This is a genomic window from Nocardiopsis sp. iso_238, from assembly GCF_056173325.1.
On the sequence record NZ_CM149668.1, the window covers coordinates 6,111,490 to 6,129,385 of the forward strand.

Annotated in this window: 14 protein-coding genes; 10 read left to right on the top strand and 4 right to left on the bottom strand. The window is 66.8% G+C overall.

Features of this window, described 5'->3' with window-relative positions:
- Positions 1-589: 589 nt before the first annotated feature.
- The 4 genes from AC0VYL_RS27445 (at position 590) to AC0VYL_RS27460 (ending at position 5,490) form a co-directional block, all read left to right on the top strand.
- The gene (locus tag AC0VYL_RS27445) at positions 590-1,744 is read left to right on the top strand and encodes a hypothetical protein (protein WP_475481896.1); all 1,155 of its coding nucleotides are present in this window, start codon (positions 590-592) and stop codon (positions 1,742-1,744) included.
- Positions 1,741-2,595, top strand: a complete 855-nt coding sequence (locus AC0VYL_RS27450; protein WP_475481897.1) for a JmjC domain-containing protein — start codon at positions 1,741-1,743, stop codon at positions 2,593-2,595. Before AC0VYL_RS27445 ends, AC0VYL_RS27450 begins: the two co-directional genes overlap by 4 nt.
- A 114-nt stretch (positions 2,596-2,709) precedes the next feature.
- A complete protein-coding gene (locus AC0VYL_RS27455; protein WP_475481898.1) occupies positions 2,710-3,996 on the top strand; it encodes a cation:proton antiporter in 1,287 nt (428 codons plus the stop codon).
- Positions 3,997-4,143: 147 nt separating this feature from the next.
- Positions 4,144-5,490, top strand: a complete 1,347-nt coding sequence (locus AC0VYL_RS27460; protein WP_475481899.1) for an NAD(P)/FAD-dependent oxidoreductase — start codon at positions 4,144-4,146, stop codon at positions 5,488-5,490.
- 1,078 nt (positions 5,491-6,568) lie between these two features.
- Here the strand turns inward: AC0VYL_RS27460 and AC0VYL_RS27465 are convergent.
- Together AC0VYL_RS27465 and AC0VYL_RS27470 are read right to left on the bottom strand one after the other, a co-directional pair.
- The gene (locus AC0VYL_RS27465; protein ID WP_475481900.1) at positions 6,569-7,507 is read right to left on the bottom strand and encodes a hypothetical protein; all 939 of its coding nucleotides are present in this window, start codon (positions 7,505-7,507) and stop codon (positions 6,569-6,571) included.
- Between the two features lie 23 nt (positions 7,508-7,530).
- A complete protein-coding gene (locus AC0VYL_RS27470) occupies positions 7,531-8,913 on the bottom strand; it encodes a radical SAM protein (RefSeq protein ID WP_475481901.1) in 1,383 nt (460 codons plus the stop codon).
- Positions 8,914-9,365: 452 nt separating this feature from the next.
- Here AC0VYL_RS27470 and AC0VYL_RS27475 point away from each other — a divergent pair, with 452 nt between their 5' ends.
- The 4 genes from AC0VYL_RS27475 (at position 9,366) to AC0VYL_RS27490 (ending at position 13,034) form a co-directional block, all read left to right on the top strand.
- Positions 9,366-9,833, top strand: coding sequence for a GNAT family N-acetyltransferase (locus AC0VYL_RS27475; protein ID WP_475481902.1), 468 nt, complete (start codon positions 9,366-9,368; stop codon positions 9,831-9,833).
- On the top strand, positions 9,830-10,660 hold the full coding sequence (locus AC0VYL_RS27480) for a TylF/MycF family methyltransferase (protein ID WP_475457358.1): 831 nt from the start codon (positions 9,830-9,832) through the stop codon (positions 10,658-10,660). Before AC0VYL_RS27475 ends, AC0VYL_RS27480 begins: the two co-directional genes overlap by 4 nt.
- A complete protein-coding gene (locus tag AC0VYL_RS27485) occupies positions 10,657-11,619 on the top strand; it encodes an ATP-binding cassette domain-containing protein (protein WP_475457360.1) in 963 nt (320 codons plus the stop codon). The genes AC0VYL_RS27480 and AC0VYL_RS27485 overlap by 4 nt, the downstream gene beginning before the upstream one ends.
- Positions 11,620-11,762: 143 nt before the next feature.
- Positions 11,763-13,034 carry an activator-dependent family glycosyltransferase gene (locus AC0VYL_RS27490; protein ID WP_475481903.1) on the top strand — a complete coding sequence of 424 codons (1,272 nt, stop codon included), beginning with the start codon at positions 11,763-11,765 and terminating at the stop codon, positions 13,032-13,034.
- Positions 13,035-13,048: 14 nt separating this feature from the next.
- Here the strand turns inward: AC0VYL_RS27490 and AC0VYL_RS27495 are convergent, their stop codons facing one another.
- Positions 13,049-14,305 carry an activator-dependent family glycosyltransferase gene (locus AC0VYL_RS27495; RefSeq protein ID WP_475481904.1) on the bottom strand — a complete coding sequence of 419 codons (1,257 nt, stop codon included), beginning with the start codon at positions 14,303-14,305 and terminating at the stop codon, positions 13,049-13,051.
- 48 nt (positions 14,306-14,353) lie between these two features.
- Complete coding sequence (locus AC0VYL_RS27500; RefSeq protein WP_475457366.1) at positions 14,354-15,601, bottom strand: nucleotide disphospho-sugar-binding domain-containing protein; 1,248 nt, start codon at positions 15,599-15,601, stop codon at positions 14,354-14,356.
- A gap of 338 nt (positions 15,602-15,939) precedes the next feature.
- Between AC0VYL_RS27500 and rfbA the strand changes: the two genes are divergently transcribed.
- The gene (gene rfbA / locus AC0VYL_RS27505) at positions 15,940-16,818 is read left to right on the top strand and encodes a glucose-1-phosphate thymidylyltransferase RfbA (protein ID WP_475457368.1); all 879 of its coding nucleotides are present in this window, start codon (positions 15,940-15,942) and stop codon (positions 16,816-16,818) included.
- A gap of 15 nt (positions 16,819-16,833) precedes the next feature.
- Positions 16,834-17,844 (top strand): dTDP-glucose 4,6-dehydratase, encoded by a 1,011-nt coding sequence (rfbB, locus tag AC0VYL_RS27510; RefSeq protein WP_475481905.1) that lies wholly within the window; start codon positions 16,834-16,836, stop codon positions 17,842-17,844.
- Positions 17,845-17,896: the final 52 nt, after the last annotated feature.

Below are 17,896 nucleotides of genomic sequence, written 5' to 3' on the forward strand. Positions count from 1 at the left end.
AACAACGGAGCCCCACGCCCTGTTCGCCACTGTCTGGGCCGCATCATCCTGATTTTCCGGCGCGCTCTGCCCTGGAGGACACACACACCCCCGCCGGCCCCAGGCCGTGCACCTGCTGGCCACGGACCCCTCACCCGACGTCGAGACAGCCCTGGCGGGAACAGCGGTCGCCCGGAAGTGTTCGCGGCAAGTTGGGGCAGAAATGTGCGACGAGGGAACAACGTCGGGTGTCCGCCGACCCTGTTTCGAAGCGGCAACGGAAAGTACTCAACCGGCCTGATCCGATGGAGCCTTGCGAATTTCCGGCGTCCTTGCTTAGATACTTCACCAGACGGGGCGACGGACACAAACACCAGTCACGCTGGCCCTGCCCCTCAACGCTTGCAGCATGGAACCGAACACGGCGACGCCATTCACCGGCACGGTGCCACAATGCTCGGACCGGCGCATCGCTCCGCAAACAGGAAAGACAAAGGTCCCGGGATTCAATTCACGAATACCGGGATTCTTTCTCCCTGCCACCGTTCCCTTTCCACATGATTTCCCCGACCTTGGCCGCGCGCTGACCGACCAGCACAGAGGAGCACTTGTGAGAACCCGGACAGGCACGTCGGCGGCGGCCGCGCGGACACCCTCCGCCGGAGGGCCGCCGCTGCGCTTCCTCTCCCCGGAGAACCGGCTGCCCAAGATCCCGGTGTGGACACGCGCGGAGCAGTGCGCGGCCGACTTGAGAGCTGCGGCGCTGGCCCGGCCCTTCGACGTCGAAACGTACTGCCGTTCGGCCAACCGGAGCGCGCTGACCCTGGCTTTCGCCGGGGACGCCGCCGAGAGCGAGCGCTCGTGCCTCCGACAGATCCGGGTCGTGTTCGCCTTGGTCCGCAGCGGCGAGGTTCCCGTTCGGGAGCTCTCTAGGGTGTTCCAACCGTGGGTCAACATCGGACGCCTGCGCGTGATCCAGGGGCGCTGGGAGGAAGCGCTCGGCCACTTCACCGACCCGGACGACCTGGAGCACCCGGAGCGGGGGCTCCCCTTGGGCGGCAGCGTTCTGACCTCGGAGGAGATCCGGGCCGTGCTCTCGTTCCAGGCTGCTGCCGACTTCATCCGCGACTCCCACATCGTGGAGACGGCCAAGGCGTTCGCGCGGGGAGGGCGCATGGACCTGCTGGAGGAGCACGTGGAGCGCTCGCGCGGTCGGGAGAAGCGCGTCCCCCACCTCAGGGAGGCCGCGACCGTCCTCGCCCTGCGTAAGGGGGACCCCGTCGAACTTGGCTCTCCCAGGGGCGCCGCGACCCCGCTGGCCGACGCGGCGATCAGGGTTCACGCTGCGGCGGCCCGTGAGGACCACGTCGACGCCCTGGTCTCTGAGTTGGAACCGCTCGAGACGGTTCCCGCGTCGGCGGACCTCGTGGCGGTACTGCGTGCTGGCGCCGACACCCTGCTGTCCAAGGGCCGCACGGACGACGCCACGCGCGTACTCCGCGCGGCGGAGCGCGCGTGCCGGGAGATCGACGACGAGGTCGACCTCTACTGGGTGCTCACCGCGCTGGCACCGTTGTCCGCCGGCGCGGAATGCTCCGAGGAGGCGCGCGCCATCGCTGACCGGACCGGTCACGCCCTGATCCGGCGCGGCGCGGGCCTTCCTTCACCCCCCGCAGCGGTGGGTGAACCGCGGTTGGTCGCCCTGCTGGACGCGGAGCGGGAGGCCGTGTCCCGAGTATCCCCCTCACTCCTGGAGATGACATGACGACGCCACCTCAAGCGGCGGCCCCCGAGAAGCACGGCGCGCTGGGACGACTGGTTCGCGACACCGAAACCCTGGCGGCCAACTGGGAACGCGAAGCCTTCGCCGCTGCCGCCGGGGACGACCTGGCCAAGGTGTTCTCGTTGGACACCGCCCTCGACCTGATGAGCCGTCCGGGGCTGCCCGCCTCCTGCTTCCGCCTCTTCAGGGACGGCGCCCCGGTACCGCAGGAGGAGTTCGAGGTACGACGCGGGCGCCCCGGTCCGGGTCGTGAGGCGACCGTGGACGTCGACGCGCTCCGCCGCGCGCACGATGCCGGCGCGACCGTCATCTTCGAGGAGGTCAGGACTCTCGTCCCTGCGGTGGATTCCCTCGCCGCGGACCTCGCCGAGGAGCTCGGGTTCAGGATCTACTGCGCCGCCTTCCTCACTCCGGCGGACACCGCCGGGATCTGGCCGCACTACGACCTGGCCAGCGGATTGCTGTGCCAGGTCCACGGTTCGAAGTCCTGGCACGTCGGAGAACCCGAGCAGCGTTGGCCCACCGTCCCGTGCGGTGCGTCCCGGCCCGAGTTCACGCCCACCCTGCGGACTGTCCTGCAACCCGGTCAGACCCTCTACATCCCCCGTGGCCACCCCCATTCGGGCGCGGCCACCGAAGAGCCCTCGCTCCACCTCTCCTTCGCGATCATTCCCTTCACCTGGAAAGACCTCCTCGTACGGCACCTGGAAACCTCTGTCGAGCACGACCCGCTCAGGGAGATGCTCCCCCTTGGTCACGGGGGGACACCCGCTGAGGCGCTCCTCGGAGAGGCCTTCGGCCGCCTACCGAGGGTCGACCCCCCGCTCCGGTAGCCCCGGCCCCCGGGGCCGGGCTCCTTCGCCGGAGGCGACGCCACCTCCGGCGATCCTGACCGTGTACCCGACACATCCGGGTGTTCGACCGCGAACGGGCAAGGAAGGACATTCATGGATCCGGGTTCGGTTCCGCAACTCGTCGTGCACGTGGCCGTGTGCCTGATCGTCGTGCTCGTGCTCGGCCGGATCGGCGGAATCCTGGCTCAGTCGCTACGGCAGCCCCGAGTGATCGGGGAGGTCACCACCGGACTGGTCCTGGGCCCTGTGCTCATGTGGGCGGTCGGTCCGCGTGTCTTCGACCTCGTGCTGCCGGGGCCGGTACTGGACCACCTGGGCACTGTCGCGCAGGCGGGACTCGCGCTGTTCCTGGTCGGCATCGTCTACGAACTGAGGTGTGTCGGCCGCGTGGCACACCGCGTCGGCACCCTCGGCTGGGTCATCACCGGGGCGTTGGTGCCACCGATGTTCACGGGTCTGATGCTCTTCCTGTGGATCCTGCACTTCGAGGGCTCGGACGTGCGTGGGACGGCCCCACTGCCCGCACTCGGGCTGTTCGTGGCCGTCGCGCTGACGATCACGGCGGTACCGGTCCTAGCCAGAATCCTCACCGACCGGGGGATGGAGAACACGTCGTCGGGCCGGTTGGCGCTCACCGCCGCGATCGTGGTCGACGGCATCGGATGGCTGCTCCTGGCTGTGGTCCTGGGCCTTCGGACCGGGGGTTCGGGCGCGTTCGTCACCATGCTCGTCCTGTTCCTCGTCGGCCTGGCTCTGGCTCTGTTCATCCGCCGCCTGCTCTCTTCCCGCGCCCTGAGCCCGTTCTGCCCACGGTCCCCCCGTAGCGTCGCGGCGCTCCTGGGCGTCGTCGCGGTGGCGGTCGGTCTGGGTTCCGAGCACGCGGGCCTGACCCTGCCGGTCGGGGCCGCTCTGGTCGCCCTGGCGATTCCCGCGGCACCGGAGAGCCCGTGGATCCCTGTGGTCGCGTGGCTGAACTCGGTGGGACGCGCCGTCGTACCGGTCTTCTTCGTCGTCACGGGCATCACGGTCTTCGTCTCGCCCCTGGGTTCGACTCCGTGGACGCTCATCGCCGTCGCCACGGGGCTTGCCATCGTGGGCAAGGTCCTCGGCGGTTACGTCGGCGCCAGGTTGGGCGGACGGTCGCATCCCGTGTCCATACGGGTCGGCGTTCTGCTGAACACCCGTGGACTGACCGAGTTGGTCGTGCTCCAGATCGGCTACAACGCGGGAGTGGTGACGCCGCAGCTCTTCCTCGCCCTGGTCGTCATGGCCCTCCTGACCACCGCTGTCACCGGGCCCCTCCTCTCCTCACTCGACTGGTTCGCGGCCACGCGCGAGGAACCGGAGGAACAGCGGCCCAGCCCGGAGCCCGCGCGCTGAAACCCGGTTGCCGTGCCGAGGTCGGGCGCATGCTTCCACGGTCGCCGCAGCAGAGCGCTCCGAACCGTGGGAACCAGTACGACTCATCATTGGACATCCGGAGAGCGACACCGTTCGACGGATACGGACTAAGGGAAGTCTCGGCAGATGGAAACTGACTATGACGTGATCGTCATCGGGGGCGGACCGGCCGGTTCCTCGGCCGCCGCCTACCTGGCGTTGGAGGGGATGTCCGTCGCACTCATCGAGAGCGAGGTCTTCCCCCGACCACACGTCGGGGAATCGCTCGTGCCCGCGACGACACCGGTCCTGCTGGAGATCGGCGCGCTGGAGGCGATCGACGCCGCGGGGTTCCCCCGCAAGTACGGTGCCTCCTGGACCACCGCGGAGATGCGGGACATCCCGCACAACGGCTTCTCCGGGCTCAGCCACGACTGGTCGGCGAAGGTGCAGTTCGTCGAGAGGGAGCAGGTGGGTGTCGACCGCGATTACACCTACCACGTGGACCGGGGCGAGTTCGACCTGCTCCTCATGAAGAACGCCGAGGCCAAGGGCGCCAAGGTGTTCTCGGGGGTGCGGGTGCTGGGCGTGGACCTCGAACCCGCTGACCACGCCGTCGTGACCGCCAGGCTCGGCCGGGCGGAGGTCGGTCTGACCGCCAGGATGGTTGTGGACGCGTCGGGCCGCCAGACCCTCCTCGGCAGGCAGCTCAAGATGAAGGTGCCCGACCCGGTGTTCGACCAGTACGCGGTACACACGTGGGTCGAAGGGCTGGACCGGGGGGCGCTCACCGCGAACCCCGCCGAGGTCGACAACATCTTCGTCCACTTCCTACCGGTCAAGGACACATGGGTCTGGCAGATCCCGATCACCGACACCGTCACCAGCATCGGCGTGGTCACGCAGAAGAAGCGGTTCAAGGAGGCCGGTACCGACCGGGAGAGCTTCTTCTGGAAGTTCGTGGACAGCCACCCCGCCCTGAGCGAGGCCCTGAAGAAGGCCAAACGGATCAGGTCCTTCAAGGCTGAGGGCGACTACAGCTATGCGATGCGGCAGATCTGCGGGGACAAGTACGTTCTGATCGGCGACGCCGCCCGCTTCGTGGACCCGATCTTCTCCAGCGGCGTCAGCGTCGCGCTCAACAGCGCGCGCATCGCCTGCCGGGACATTGTGGCGGCCCACAGGGCGGGAGGGGGATACCCCAAGACCGCCTTCGCCGACTACGAGCGCACTCTGCGGCGCGCCGTGTCCTACTGGTACGAGTTCATCAGCATCTACTACCGTTTGAACATCCTGTTCACGGTGTTCGTCCAGGACCCGCGCCACCGGATCGACGTCCTCAAGATGCTCCAGGGGGACGTCTACGACGGGGAGGAGCCCAGGACCCTCCAGACGATGCGCGAGGTGCTGGCCTCCGTGGAGGAAGACCCCGGGCATCCCTGGCACCCGTTCCTGGGAACGCTGCGCGCCCCGATGATGGCACCACAGTTCTAGTGGTACGTCGTTGACCCGTGTCGGGCGGTGCTGCTGTGCGAGCGGCCGTTGGCAGGTGGAACACACCGGTCCAGCACAGCAGCACTTCTTGGAGCGCGTCCGGGAACTGGTGCGGAACCCGTCCGGCATCGCCCTTTTCCTCGTGAGGCGACCACTCGGCGATCAGCGCTCCGGAACCGTCTCGGCAAAGGAAGCGGCCGCAGCCCGCTCACGAGAAGCGGGCTGCGGCCTAGCTCCGAAGAGCGGACATCAGCAACCGAAGTTGGCGTCCATGGAGTCAGCGGTGTCGATCTCTTCGAGAACATCCTCGAAAGCGTCCATAACACTTCCCTTCGATATATGGAATTCACCCAGAAACCCGGGCAATTAATCGTACAATAGAGCATCCCGAACTCTCAACCATGCACCAAACAAACCTGACACGAAAACCACGACACCCACCCCACCCGACCACCCGCACCCGCTCACACCGACCAACCCGGCACCAGAAAAGGAAACAGCCGCAGCCCGCTCACAAGAAGCGGACCGCGGCCTAGCCCCGAAGAGCGGACATCAGCAACCGAAGTCGACGTCCATGGACTCAACAGTGGCGTCAGCCTCTTCGAGAACATCCTCGAAAGCGTCCATAACACTTCCCTTCGATATATGGAATTCACCCAGAAACCCGGGCAATTAATCGTACAATAGAGCATCCCGAACTCTCAACCATGCACCAAACAAACCTGACACGAAAACCACGACACCCACCCCACCCGACCACCCGCACCCGCTCACACCGACCAACCCGGCACCAGAAAAGGAAACAGCCGCAGCCCGCTCACAAGAAGCGGACCGCGGCCTAGCCCCGAAGAGCGGACTCTAGCAATTGAAGTTGACGTCCATGGCCTCGGCAGCGACGTCAGCCTCTTCGAGAACATCCTCAAAAGCGTCCACAACACTTCCCTTCACTACTTGGAATTCACCCAGAAACCCGGGCAATTAATTCTATAAGCGAATACTCCGACTTCTCAACCATGAACGGAATAAACATGGCGAGGGAACTTCGGAGGCCGGCCCGGGAAGCAGACGCCGACCCGGTTCACGACTCGCTCGCCTTCCTCGCTTTGTGCATCAGGGGTTTGGCCTCCCAGTAGACGTCGATGTCCAGAGCGCCCCCTCCCGGAGCCCGGACGTCGGCCCTCGCCGGGATCTCCACGATCTCGACCTCGTCGCCGTTCACCGCGACGAGGTGGTTGGCGAACGTGAAGGCCCCCGGCCAGGCGTCCTCAGCCATACGACGGGGGGCGACGAAGGCCCTCGCCCCGTTGATGTTGTAAAGCCAGTTGGCGGGCTTGCCCTGAGTCCGGACCACCAGCCACTCACCGCTGCACGAGACGTCCAGTCCGACCGCTTCGGCCGGCAGCCTGACCTCGTAGACGGGGCGAGGCGGCCAGGGCTCCACCCTGGTGAAGCGGGCGGTGTCCGGGGATTCCGCCGAGAGCAGCCAGACGCCGCCAAGCACCTCGTCGTACACGGCGTCGGAGTAGGTGCCCGGTACCGGGGCCGGTGCGACCTGAACGTCCCCGCTCCCGGGGTCGTACTGGTGGACCGCGCCACTGGCCGTGATGACGAGGGCGCGACGGCGCCGGGCCTGCCAGGCCAGTGTCAAGGGCTCCGAGTCGAGCTCGGCGACGTCATCCCACCTTCCGTCTCGGTGGACGAGGAGGCGGCGGTCGTTCGCGGCCAGGACGTGCGGGCCGCTCCGCCGGACGTCCCGCGATCCCAGGTCCAGCGCCCCCGAGAACCCCTCGGGGAAGGTGAGTTCGGGTCCGAGCAGACCGTCGGCCGCTGACCACCATCGCGCGATCCGCCCTTCGAACAGCAGGAAGCACGCGGGACTGAGGGTCGGCAGCACGCCGTCGGCCCACACCCCCGGTTCCCGCTCGATGTCGGTCTCCTCTGTGTCGAACCTGGCCTTGCGCAGGAGCCCGTCCGCCGCGGTCCATACGAACCACAGGGCATCGACGTCGACTGCCAAGGGGGTCGTTCCGGGGGCCCTCCTCACGCGTTCTCCTTCCGTTTCCTTCGCTTGGCCATGCGCGCGTAGGTGTCGATGGTCGGACCGATCCACACCTTGGTCGGCGGGCAGGGACGACGCCCTTCCTCCAGCCGAACCAGCGGGCAGGAGGCACCCTGGCACGAGGGTTGGAAGAAGCAGCTCTGACAGCCCGTGTCAGAGGTGTCGTCGGTGTCGACCCAGATACTCATCCGCTCCTGGTCGAGGTTGAGCTCACCCGACTGGTCGAGGTTCCCCACGGCGTTGCGCTGGTCCCGGAGCGCCACGGTGCACTTGTTGACCAGGCCGTTGGGCCGGATGACGAAGGACCAGGGCGAGGCCGCGTAGCAGACCGAGCCGCTGGGACGGAGCATGCGCGCGTCCCCGTTGGCCAGGCCCTCCTCAGCCGCCTGGGCGCACAGACCGAGCTTCTGGATCTCGGCGTCCTTCCCCGAATGCGATCCCGTGTCCTGGTCCTGGGGCCCACCCCAGCTGCCGACGGGCCGGTAGATCGCGCAGAACCTCCGGTCGCCCGAGAAGTGCTTGCCCAGATCGTCGATGAGTTCGGGGACGCGTCGGCCGTTCTCCTCGGTGAAGTTCGTGCGCAGGGTGACCGTGAATTCGTCCTCCATGAGCGCCATGGCGTCCAGGTTCCGGACGATGTCGCTGTAGGTCTCACCGCCGCCGATGAGATAGCGGCTCGCGTCGTGCGTGTCCTGGGGGCCGTCAATAGTGATCTGGAAACGGCTGATTCCCATGTCGAGGCAGCTCCGCGCGACCTCCTCGGTGAGCAGGTAGCCGTTGGTGACGATGCCGGCGGTGTAGTTGACGTCGTTCTCGGCGCAGAAGGACAGGAAGAAGTCACTGAGTTCCTCGATGACCTCGAAGGCCACCAGCGGTTCACCGCCGAACCAGGAGACGGACAAATGCTTGAGGGGGTTCTCGGCATGGCGTGCTCGCACCAGCTCACGGATCCCCTCGCGAACGCTCGTGAGCATCCGGCCGAGGGCGAAGTCCTCGTAACAGTAGTTGCAGCGGAAATTGCATGCCTCGGTCGGCATGATGATCAGTTCGAGCGCGTCCGTGCGGTGCTTTCGCCGGGCGCTCACCGCTGCGGCCTGTTCGTCCTCGTCGGCGTCCTCGGGAACCAGAAACCCCTTGGAGCACAGGGCAGCGAAGACGTCCCCGGTGTCTTCACCCGGCCCAGGCCTCTCCAGCACCGCGCGCCTGTTCCCCAGCAGCGCGTGTACAGCCTCGTCCGCAGGTGGTTTGATCTGGTAGACACTGCCGCGCATCGCGTTGTAGATCACGAGGCCGCCTTCGCCGGACGGCGTGAGCACGTTGAACCTGGACGGCTTGAAATTTTCCTTCTGAACGTTCGCGGACAAGGATTCCTCCAACAAGTGAGGGTGCTCTGGCTACGAACCGGGCAGAACCAGTGCTGATTCAACGGGAGAACCCCAATAAGTTCCACTGCCACGACCGCCGACGCCCTGACCATAGGTGAGAGCAGATCGGACGTCAATGGAATTGCCGTCGGCACGGGGAAACGCAAGCGGCGTGAACTCCACTCTGTCCCGCCAGCGAGACACGGCACGGGCGACACGCCGCATCAAATGCTAGAACAGTCTCCCCGCCCGAAGATCGGGGGTTGCCGGCTGAGGCGGCGGATGACCACCTCGTGTGAGTGGGGCGTCGCGGTTCAGAGTGAAATCTCATCGGAGGTGAAGGCGTGCTCATTCCGCACTTGGAGAGTCGAAAAATTCGACTCCTACCCATCACAGATTCTGATCACAGGAACCTCCATGGCTTCCTTCTCCGTTCGGGTCTGGAGAGCACATTGACCCTGGAGGCCCACGAGAAGTCGATGGCATCGCTGCAGGAGAAGAATGTGACAGCATTCATGATCCAGCAGAAGGTGGACGGCAGGACTGTCGGGTGCTGCTCGCTCAGCGGTCCGACCAAGGCCGGATGCGTGAACGCGGCAATTTTCACCGACCAGAGCGATCTCGCTCTCGGCGTCGGCGCGGATGCGATGATCCTGCAGATCAACTACGCCTTTGCCAAGTGGGAGAACACCCGAAAGGTCTACTGCGTCACGACCGACGCAAGCATTGACCGGTTCGACTCCGAACTTGTTTTCATGCCCCGCGAGATGACCCTGAAGGAGCATGGTTTCTTTCGCGGTCGCTACTGGGATTACTACTACTACTCGATCCAGAGGAAAACATGGGAAGAGAAAGTAGCACCGTTCGTCAACCGGCTGGTGGTGGGTACGCGACCGACGTCACGGGGAGTCAGGAGATGACCGCTGCCGCGGAACCGTCACAGTTGTACCTGGACCTCATGAAGAAGACCCTCTCCAACACCATCTACCAGGACTCGCGCATCTGGTTCGGGGACTGGTCCGGCACCATCGAGACCGAACAGCGGGAGAGCCGCGAGTTCGACGGAGTCCAACGTGAGTGGGGGATGGATGTCCCCAGTGTCGCGCACACCATGATCGGGCGTAAGCGGCTGGACAACATCCAGCAGTGTGTCGAACGGGTGATCGCCGACGGAGTCCCCGGTGACCTGCTGGAAGCGGGGGTGTGGCGGGGCGGGGCGAGCATTCTCATGCGTGCCGTCCTGCGCGCGCACGGTGTCACGGACCGGACCGTGTGGGCCGCGGACTCCTTCGCGGGCATCCCCGAACCCGACACCGAGAAGTACCCCGCCGACCGAGGGGCCCCTCTCCACCTGTGGAACGACTTCCTCGCCGCGCCCAGGTCCGAGGTCGAGGAGAACTTCAGGCGCTACGACCTGCTGGACGACCAGGTCAGGTTTCTTGAGGGGTGGTTCCGCGACACCCTCCCGGAGGCACCGATCCGCTCCCTGGCCGTACTCCGGGTGGACGGCGACCTCTACGAGTCGACCATGGACGCGCTGACGCACCTCTACCCCAGGCTCTCTCCCGGCGGGTACGTCATCATCGACGACTACGGCGCCCTGGCGTCGTGCCGCCTGGCTGTCAACCACTTCCGCAAGCGCAACGAGGTCACCGAACCGATCAGCATGATCGATCGGTCCGGAGCCTGCTGGCGCAAGGAGGCCCGGGGCACGAGGGTCCCGTCGGCCGTGCGGGAGGCCCGATGAGCGCGGTCATCAGCGTGAGGGGTCTGCACAAGAGCTACGGCGACTTCGAAGCCGTGAAGGCGACCGACCTCGATGTGGAGTCCGGTGAGATCTTCGGTCTTCTCGGGCCCAACGGGGCGGGCAAGTCCACCATGATCAACATGCTGTGCTCGATGCTGCCGCCCACCGGCGGCACGGCGGCCATCGCCGGGCACGACGTCCTGCGCGCCGCCCACGAGGTACGGAGGAACATCGGTCTGGTGTTCCAGGCATCGACCCTGGACCTGTACCTCACCGCCGAGCAGAACCTGAGGTTTCACGCGGACCTGTACGGGATTCCGCGCTCCCGTGTGGAGGAGCGGATCCGCCGGGTGCTCGATGTCGTGAGCCTGTGGGACCGCAGGGGCGACCGGGCCTTCACCTATTCCGGCGGGATGCGGCGACGCCTGGAGATCGCCCGGGGCCTGATGCACTCTCCGCGTGTGCTCTTCCTGGACGAGCCGACGGTCGGCCTGGACCCGCAGACCCGGAACGCGATCTGGAACCACGTGCGCGAGCTGCACGAGAGTGAGGGCGTGACCGTCTTCATGACGACGCACTACCTGGACGAGGCGGAGAACTGCGATCGGATCGCCATCATGGACGCCGGGTCGATCGTCACGCTCGCCCCGCCCTCCGAGCTCAAGGCGGCTGTGGGTAAGGACCGCGTGCTCCTGGGCACCTCCGACACCGTGCTCACGGCCAGGCTCCTGCTGGAACGGTTCGGGATCGAGGCGGTCTCCGCGAACGGCGAGGTGACCTTCACCGTGTCCGAGGGCGAGGCGTTCATCCCACGCCTCTTCGCGGAGCCCGGGATACCGATCACGTCCCTGAGAGTGACCCGGCCCAGCCTGGACGACGTGTTCATTCACCACACGGGATCCTCCCTGCGCGACGCGGAGTCGGCCCAGGGCGATCGTCCGGCGGTCTTCGTCCGCTGAGGGGCTCCGTGCGGGCACGACGGACGTCCGTTCCAGTGAGAGCCCGATCCACCCGAGAACCCTGCTCCCGCCGCACGGCAAGAACGCTCGGGGAGCGGCACCCAGCACCGTTCCCCGAGCCGGACGAGACAAGAGGAGGCCACGTGCGCATCCTGATCGCGGCCCAGACCGAGAAGACCCATTTTCTGGGCATGGTCCCGCTGACGTGGGCCCTTCGCATCGCCGGACACGACGTGATGGTGGCTGGCCAGCCCGGGTTGATGGACACCGTCATTTCGGCGGGACTCACCGGAGTGGCCGCGGGCAGCGACTACCGGATGCGGAAGCTGATGGAACGGCGGGGCTCCAACGGTCCCGAACTGGATCTCTCCGACACCGGACCCGACGCTCTGAAATGGGAGCACCTCCTCCAAGGGCACCGCAACCTGGTGACCTGGTGGCTTCGGGTCATCAACGAGCCCATGATCGGCGACCTGGTGCGACTGTGTCGCGAGTGGCGGCCCGACCTGGTGATCTGGGAGCCCACCGCTCTGGCGGCGCCGATCGCGGCCGAGGCCGTCGGCGCCGTGCACGCGCGCCTGCTCTGGAGCCTGGACCTGTTGGGGACCATGCGCTCCCGGTACCTCCAGGTCATGGAGCAACAGCCCCCGGGCGAGCGCGAGGACCCGCTCGCCGACTGGTTGGGCTCACACGCGCGCAGGCTCGGCGGGGACTTCACCGAGCGGATGACGAGCGGGTACTTCACCATCGACTACCTACCCAGCGCCCTGCGCCTGCCCGAACCGGCCCAGGTGCGCTACGAACCCATGCGCTACATCCCCTACAACGGCCGCTCCACCCTGCCCGCATGGCTGCGCACCCCACCCGAACGCACCCGCGTCTGCCTCACCCTGGGCACCTCCGCCACCGAACGGTACGGCGGATTCACGTTTCCGCTGCGGGAGGTCCTGGACGGCCTGGCCGATCTGGACGCCGAGATCATCGCGACCCTGCCCCGCACCGAACGCGAACGCCTGGGCCCCCTACCCCCCAACGTCCGCCCCGTGGAATTCGCACCCCTGCACGCACTGCTCCCCACCTGCGACGCCGTGATCGACCAGGGAGGGTCCGGCACGTTCCTCACAGCGGTGGCGTCAGGGGTCCCGCAGGTCGTGGTTCCGCACGCCCGCATGTTCGACACCCGCCCGCTGGCGGACCGGTTCCAGGAGTTGGGCGCGGGACTGCACGTGCCCCCTGAACGGGCCGACGGCGAAACCGTGCCCCGTGCCCTGCGCGGGGTCCTCAAGGACCCCGCCCACACAGCGGCCACCCGCCGCCTGCGTGGGGAGATGGAGTCCGCGCCCACGCCCAACCGGATCGCCACCGACATCGAGGCCATCACCCAACGCCACGCCGACGCCGCACACCACGGCTGACGCCGCGCCCGGTCCTACACAGCGTGGTGTTCGACCAGGTCCTCGACCTGTGCCGCGAACCGTCCCGGAGAGGGCATCGCCGCCATCTCCCCACGCAACCGCCGCGCCGACCGCGCGAACGAACCCTCAGCCAGCACCCGCTCCACCCCCGCACGCACCACCGCACCCGAAACCCGGTCGGCGGTGACCGCCACACCCGCGCCCAGCGACGCGAAGCGGTCCGCGAGAAGTGGAGCATCGAACATGTGCTCGTGCGGCAGGAGGACTTGGGGGACGCCGTGGGACAACCCCGTCAGCAACGTCCCCGGACCACCGTGGTTGACCAACACCGCGCACCCGGGCACCAACGCGTGCAAGGGCACGAAGGGCACCACCCGCACATTGCTCGGCACCCGACCCGAGTACCCCGGCAGAGCCGCCACCACCTCGGCGTCCACACCCGCAACACCCTCCAACACCTCCTCCACCCCCACCGCGTACCCACCCAGACGCTCCACCGCCGAGGTCCCCAACGTCACACACACGCGTGGGCGATCACCCCTGCCCCCACGCAACCACTCCGGCACCACCGCACGCCCGTTGTAGGGCACATACCGCACCGGAACCCGCTCCACCCCCTCCACCGCACCCAGACCCACACCCTCCGGCAGAGGATCCAGAGTGAAGAAACCCCGGGTCATCCGCTCGGAGAACCCCACCCCCACCCGCCGAGCACGATCACCCAACCACCGGGCCAGAGGATCCCCCTCCAGACCCCGCCCACCCAAAACCTCCAGAAAACGCCCCCGCATCCGCCCCAGCAGATCCATCCCCCACAACACCCGACCGTGCACCGCCCCCACCGCCTCAGCGGCCACCGCCCCCGCGAAGGACACCGGCTCCCACAACACCAGGTCCGGACGCCACTGACGACAGAACACCGTCAGCTCATCCACCATCGGATCATTGACCACCTTCCACCACAGGGGCAGAAGCTCCCGCGCGTAGCCGTCCCGGAGCCGTTCCCAGGTCAGGCTCTCCTCGCGCGAGTCCATGAGGTCGAACCCGTGGACGGATGCGGCTCCCATGGACCGCACGGCCTGGTTGACCGCGTGCATCACGTGGTCGTTTCCGACGGCGACGGCGGGCAGGCCGGTGGCGGCCACCGTGGGCATCAGCTCGGGCTGGCTGGCCACCACCACCTCGTGCCCCGCCGACCGCAGCGCCCACGCCAACGGCACCATCCCCAGGAAATGCGTCTTCTCCGCATACGAAACAAACAACACGCGCATGTGGTCTCCACGGCCATGGGGGTGCTGGTGCGATCGGACTTTCCAAGCTCAGGCGCTGTTTCCCGCGTGCTGCTCCACCAGGCGCTCGATGTCGGCGACCACGTCGACCGGGGTCGGCTCCTTCTCGATGAGGGCGCGCGCCTGCCGGGCTCCCTCTGCCAGGGTGCGATCGGTGAGCAGCCTGCGGATCATGTCGAGCACGGGCTCCACATCCAGGTCCTCGTAGGCGATCGACAGCCCGGCTCGCAGGGACGTGAGCGTCCTGGCCAGGAGCGGGGAGTCGAAGATGTACCGCTGGGGCAACATCCCCTGGGGGATCCCGTTGGCCAGCGCGCCCATGACCGCGTCGGGCGCCCCGTGGCTGACCAGGGCGGAACAGCGCGGCAGGATGACGTGCAGCGGCACCGTGTCCGCGTCCACGAGGCGGACGTTCTCCGGGACCTCGGTGAGCTCGGTGACGTGGGTGATCACGCGCTCGGGAATCACGACCAGGACCTCGGCGTCGATCTCGCCCAGCCAGCTGACGAGCTCCGGGACGGGAATGGTGTAGCCGCCCATGCGCTCGGGCTCCGATCCGGGGCTCACGCACACCCGCGGGCGGTCCCCGTCACCCCGCAGCCACTCGGGGACCACGGCACACCCGTTGTAGGGCACGTACCGCATCGGGACACGATCGACCCCCGGCACCGCACCCAGGCCCACACTCTCCGGCAGGGGGTCGACCGTGAAGAACCCGCGCGTCATCCGCTCGGAGAACTCCACCCCCGCCCGCTGGGCGCGATCACCCAACCATTCGGCCAGGGGGTCCCCGCCCCGGCCGCGCTCATCCAGCACGTCCAGGAAGCGCCCCCGCATGCGCCCCAGCAGATCCATCCCCCACAGCACCCGGCCGTGCACGGCGCCCACGGCCTCGGCGGCGACCGCCCCGGCGAAGGAGACCGGCTCCCACAGCACCAGGTCCGGACGCCACTGACGGCAGAACAGCGTCAGGTCATCGACCATCGGATCATTGACCACCTTCCACCACCAGTTGACGGACTCAGAGAAGCCGTTGCTGAGGTAGTCCCAGGTCAGAACCTCGGACCGGTCCTCCGCAAGGTCGAACTCGTCCTCGTCGTACTCCTCGGCGTACTCACCACCCTCATACGCCCAGGACTCCATGGCCCCGAACTCGTGGTCCTCACCCACGGAAACGGCGGTGAGACCGGAAGTGACGATGTCCTCCACCAAGGCGGGTTGGCTCGCCACACGCACCTCGTGGCCGGCGTTGCGTAGTGCCCAAGCCAGGGGCACCATGCTCGAAAAGCTGGGCGAATCCGCGTACGTTGCAATCAGAACACGCATGGTGTGATGGCTTCCTCGTCAGCTAGGGGAAGGTCCTGGGTACCAAAAAGTGCTTGCAGATGAAACCCCTTGCACCCAATGCGGCCAGTTAATCAGAGTGGTGACCTCAGTCGCCCCGTGATGGACAGCGACTCCCGCAGGAATTTATGTAAAGCTCTCGCTCGGGGAACCGATACCTCCCTGAACCCAATCCTCCATGTCGAATACCGGGGGCAAGGGAAAGTCGAATCCGATCCGTTCGCCGATCCCGTTCCGGGCTGGCGACCGCTCAGGCATCCCAGGAAGGCCAAATGAAGGGAATCATCCTGGCAGGCGGTTTGGGGAGTCGCCTCCTACCGTCCACCAGATCAATTTCCAAGCAGCTCCTGCCGGTCTACGACAAGCCGATGATCTACTACCCCCTGGCCACACTCATGTGGGCCGGGATCAGGGAGATCCTGATCATCTCGACCCCGCAATCCCTCCCGCTCTTCACCGAACTCCTCGGAGACGGTGAACGCTTCGGCATACACCTGTCCTACCTGCCGCAGACCGAACCCCGCGGCATCGCGGACGCCCTGGTTCTCGGTGAGGGGCACATCGGCGGCCGACCCTCCGCGCTCATCCTGGGGGACAACCTCTTCCACGGGACCAACATGCGGGACCTCATGAGCGAGGGCCGCGCCAAACTCGACGGGAACGTCCTGTTCGGCTGCCCCGTGTCGTCCCCCCACCGGTACGGGATCGCCGAGGTCGACGCCACGGGAAACCTCACCTCCTTGGAGGAGAAACCCCTGGTCCCGAAGTCGGATCTCGCCGTGACGGGCCTCTACCTGTACGACGAGGACGCGCCGGAGATCGCCCGGAGCCTGGAGCCCTCCCCACGCGGTGAAGTGGAGATCACCGACGTCAACATCGCTTATATGGAGGAGAAGAGGTCCACGATTATGGTCCTCCCCCCCGGAATCTCATGGGCTGACACGGGAACCCCCGAATCCCTACTGGCCGCCTCACAGTACGTGCATTCAGTGGAGCAGCAGGAGCGAAACCGAGTAGCGTGCGTCGAGGAGATCGCCCTGCGCATGGGATTTATCGATTCCGAAGCGTGCTACAACTTGGGCACGGAGATGCGGCAGTCGGCCTACGGTCAGTATGTAATGAATATTGCCAAACTCTGGGACGACTCTTAGCGAAGGTAAATACTCATGCGAATGCTGGTTACCGGAGGGGCTGGTTTCATTGGCTCTCACTTCGTCCGCCAAGCACTTTCGGAGGCCTACCCGTTCCTGGGCGAGGTCAGCATCGTCGTTCTCGACAAGCTGACGTACGCGGGGAACCTCTCAAGCCTCGCGCCCGTCATGGACGATCCCCGACTGGAGTTCGTCCGCGGGGACGTCTGCGACCGCGCGCTCGTGGAACGGCTCTCCCAGGGAATCCAGCTCGTCGTGCACTGCGCGGCCGAGACCCACGTGGACCGCTCGATCGCCGACGGCGACGATTTCGTGAGGAGCAACGTCGTCGGGACCTACACCGTGCTCGACGCCGCGCTGGCCGCGGGGGTCGAGAAAGTGGTCCTGGTCTCGACCGACGAGGTGTACGGCTCGGTCACCGACGGCTCGTCCTCCGAGGGCGAGAGGCTCGCTCCGAACTCCCCGTACGCGGCTTCCAAGGCCGCCTCGGACCACTTCGCCCGCGCCTACCACCAGACCTACGGTCTGCCGGTCTGCGTGACCCGGTGCTCCAACAACTACGGCCCCTACCAGTTCCCCGAGAAGCTGATCCCGCTGTTCATCACCCGCCTGATGGACGGCCTCACCGTCCCGGTCTACGGGGACGGGCGGTACGTGCGGGAGTGGGTCCACGTGGACGACCACTGCCGCGGGATCGCGCTCGTCGCCGAGCAGGGAGTGCCCGGGGAGATCTACAACATCGGCGGCAGGACGGAGCTGAGCAACCTCCGGATGACCGAGACGCTCCTGGACGCGCTCGGGGCCGGCTGGTCCTCAGTGGAGTACGTGGAGGACCGCAAGGGGCACGACCGGCGGTACTCGCTCGACTCGTCCAAGATCACCCGTGAGCTGGGCTACGAACCGCTCCTGTCCTTCGAGGAAGGGCTCGGCGAAACGATCCGCTGGTACGCCGACAACAGGGCCTGGTGGGAACCGCTCCGCAAACGCGTGGACGTCGACCTGCTGGGCGAACCGACACAGGAGTGAACCGAACGGACGCGCCGCGTCCGTGTGTCCCGCCAGCGAGACAGGGCCGCAG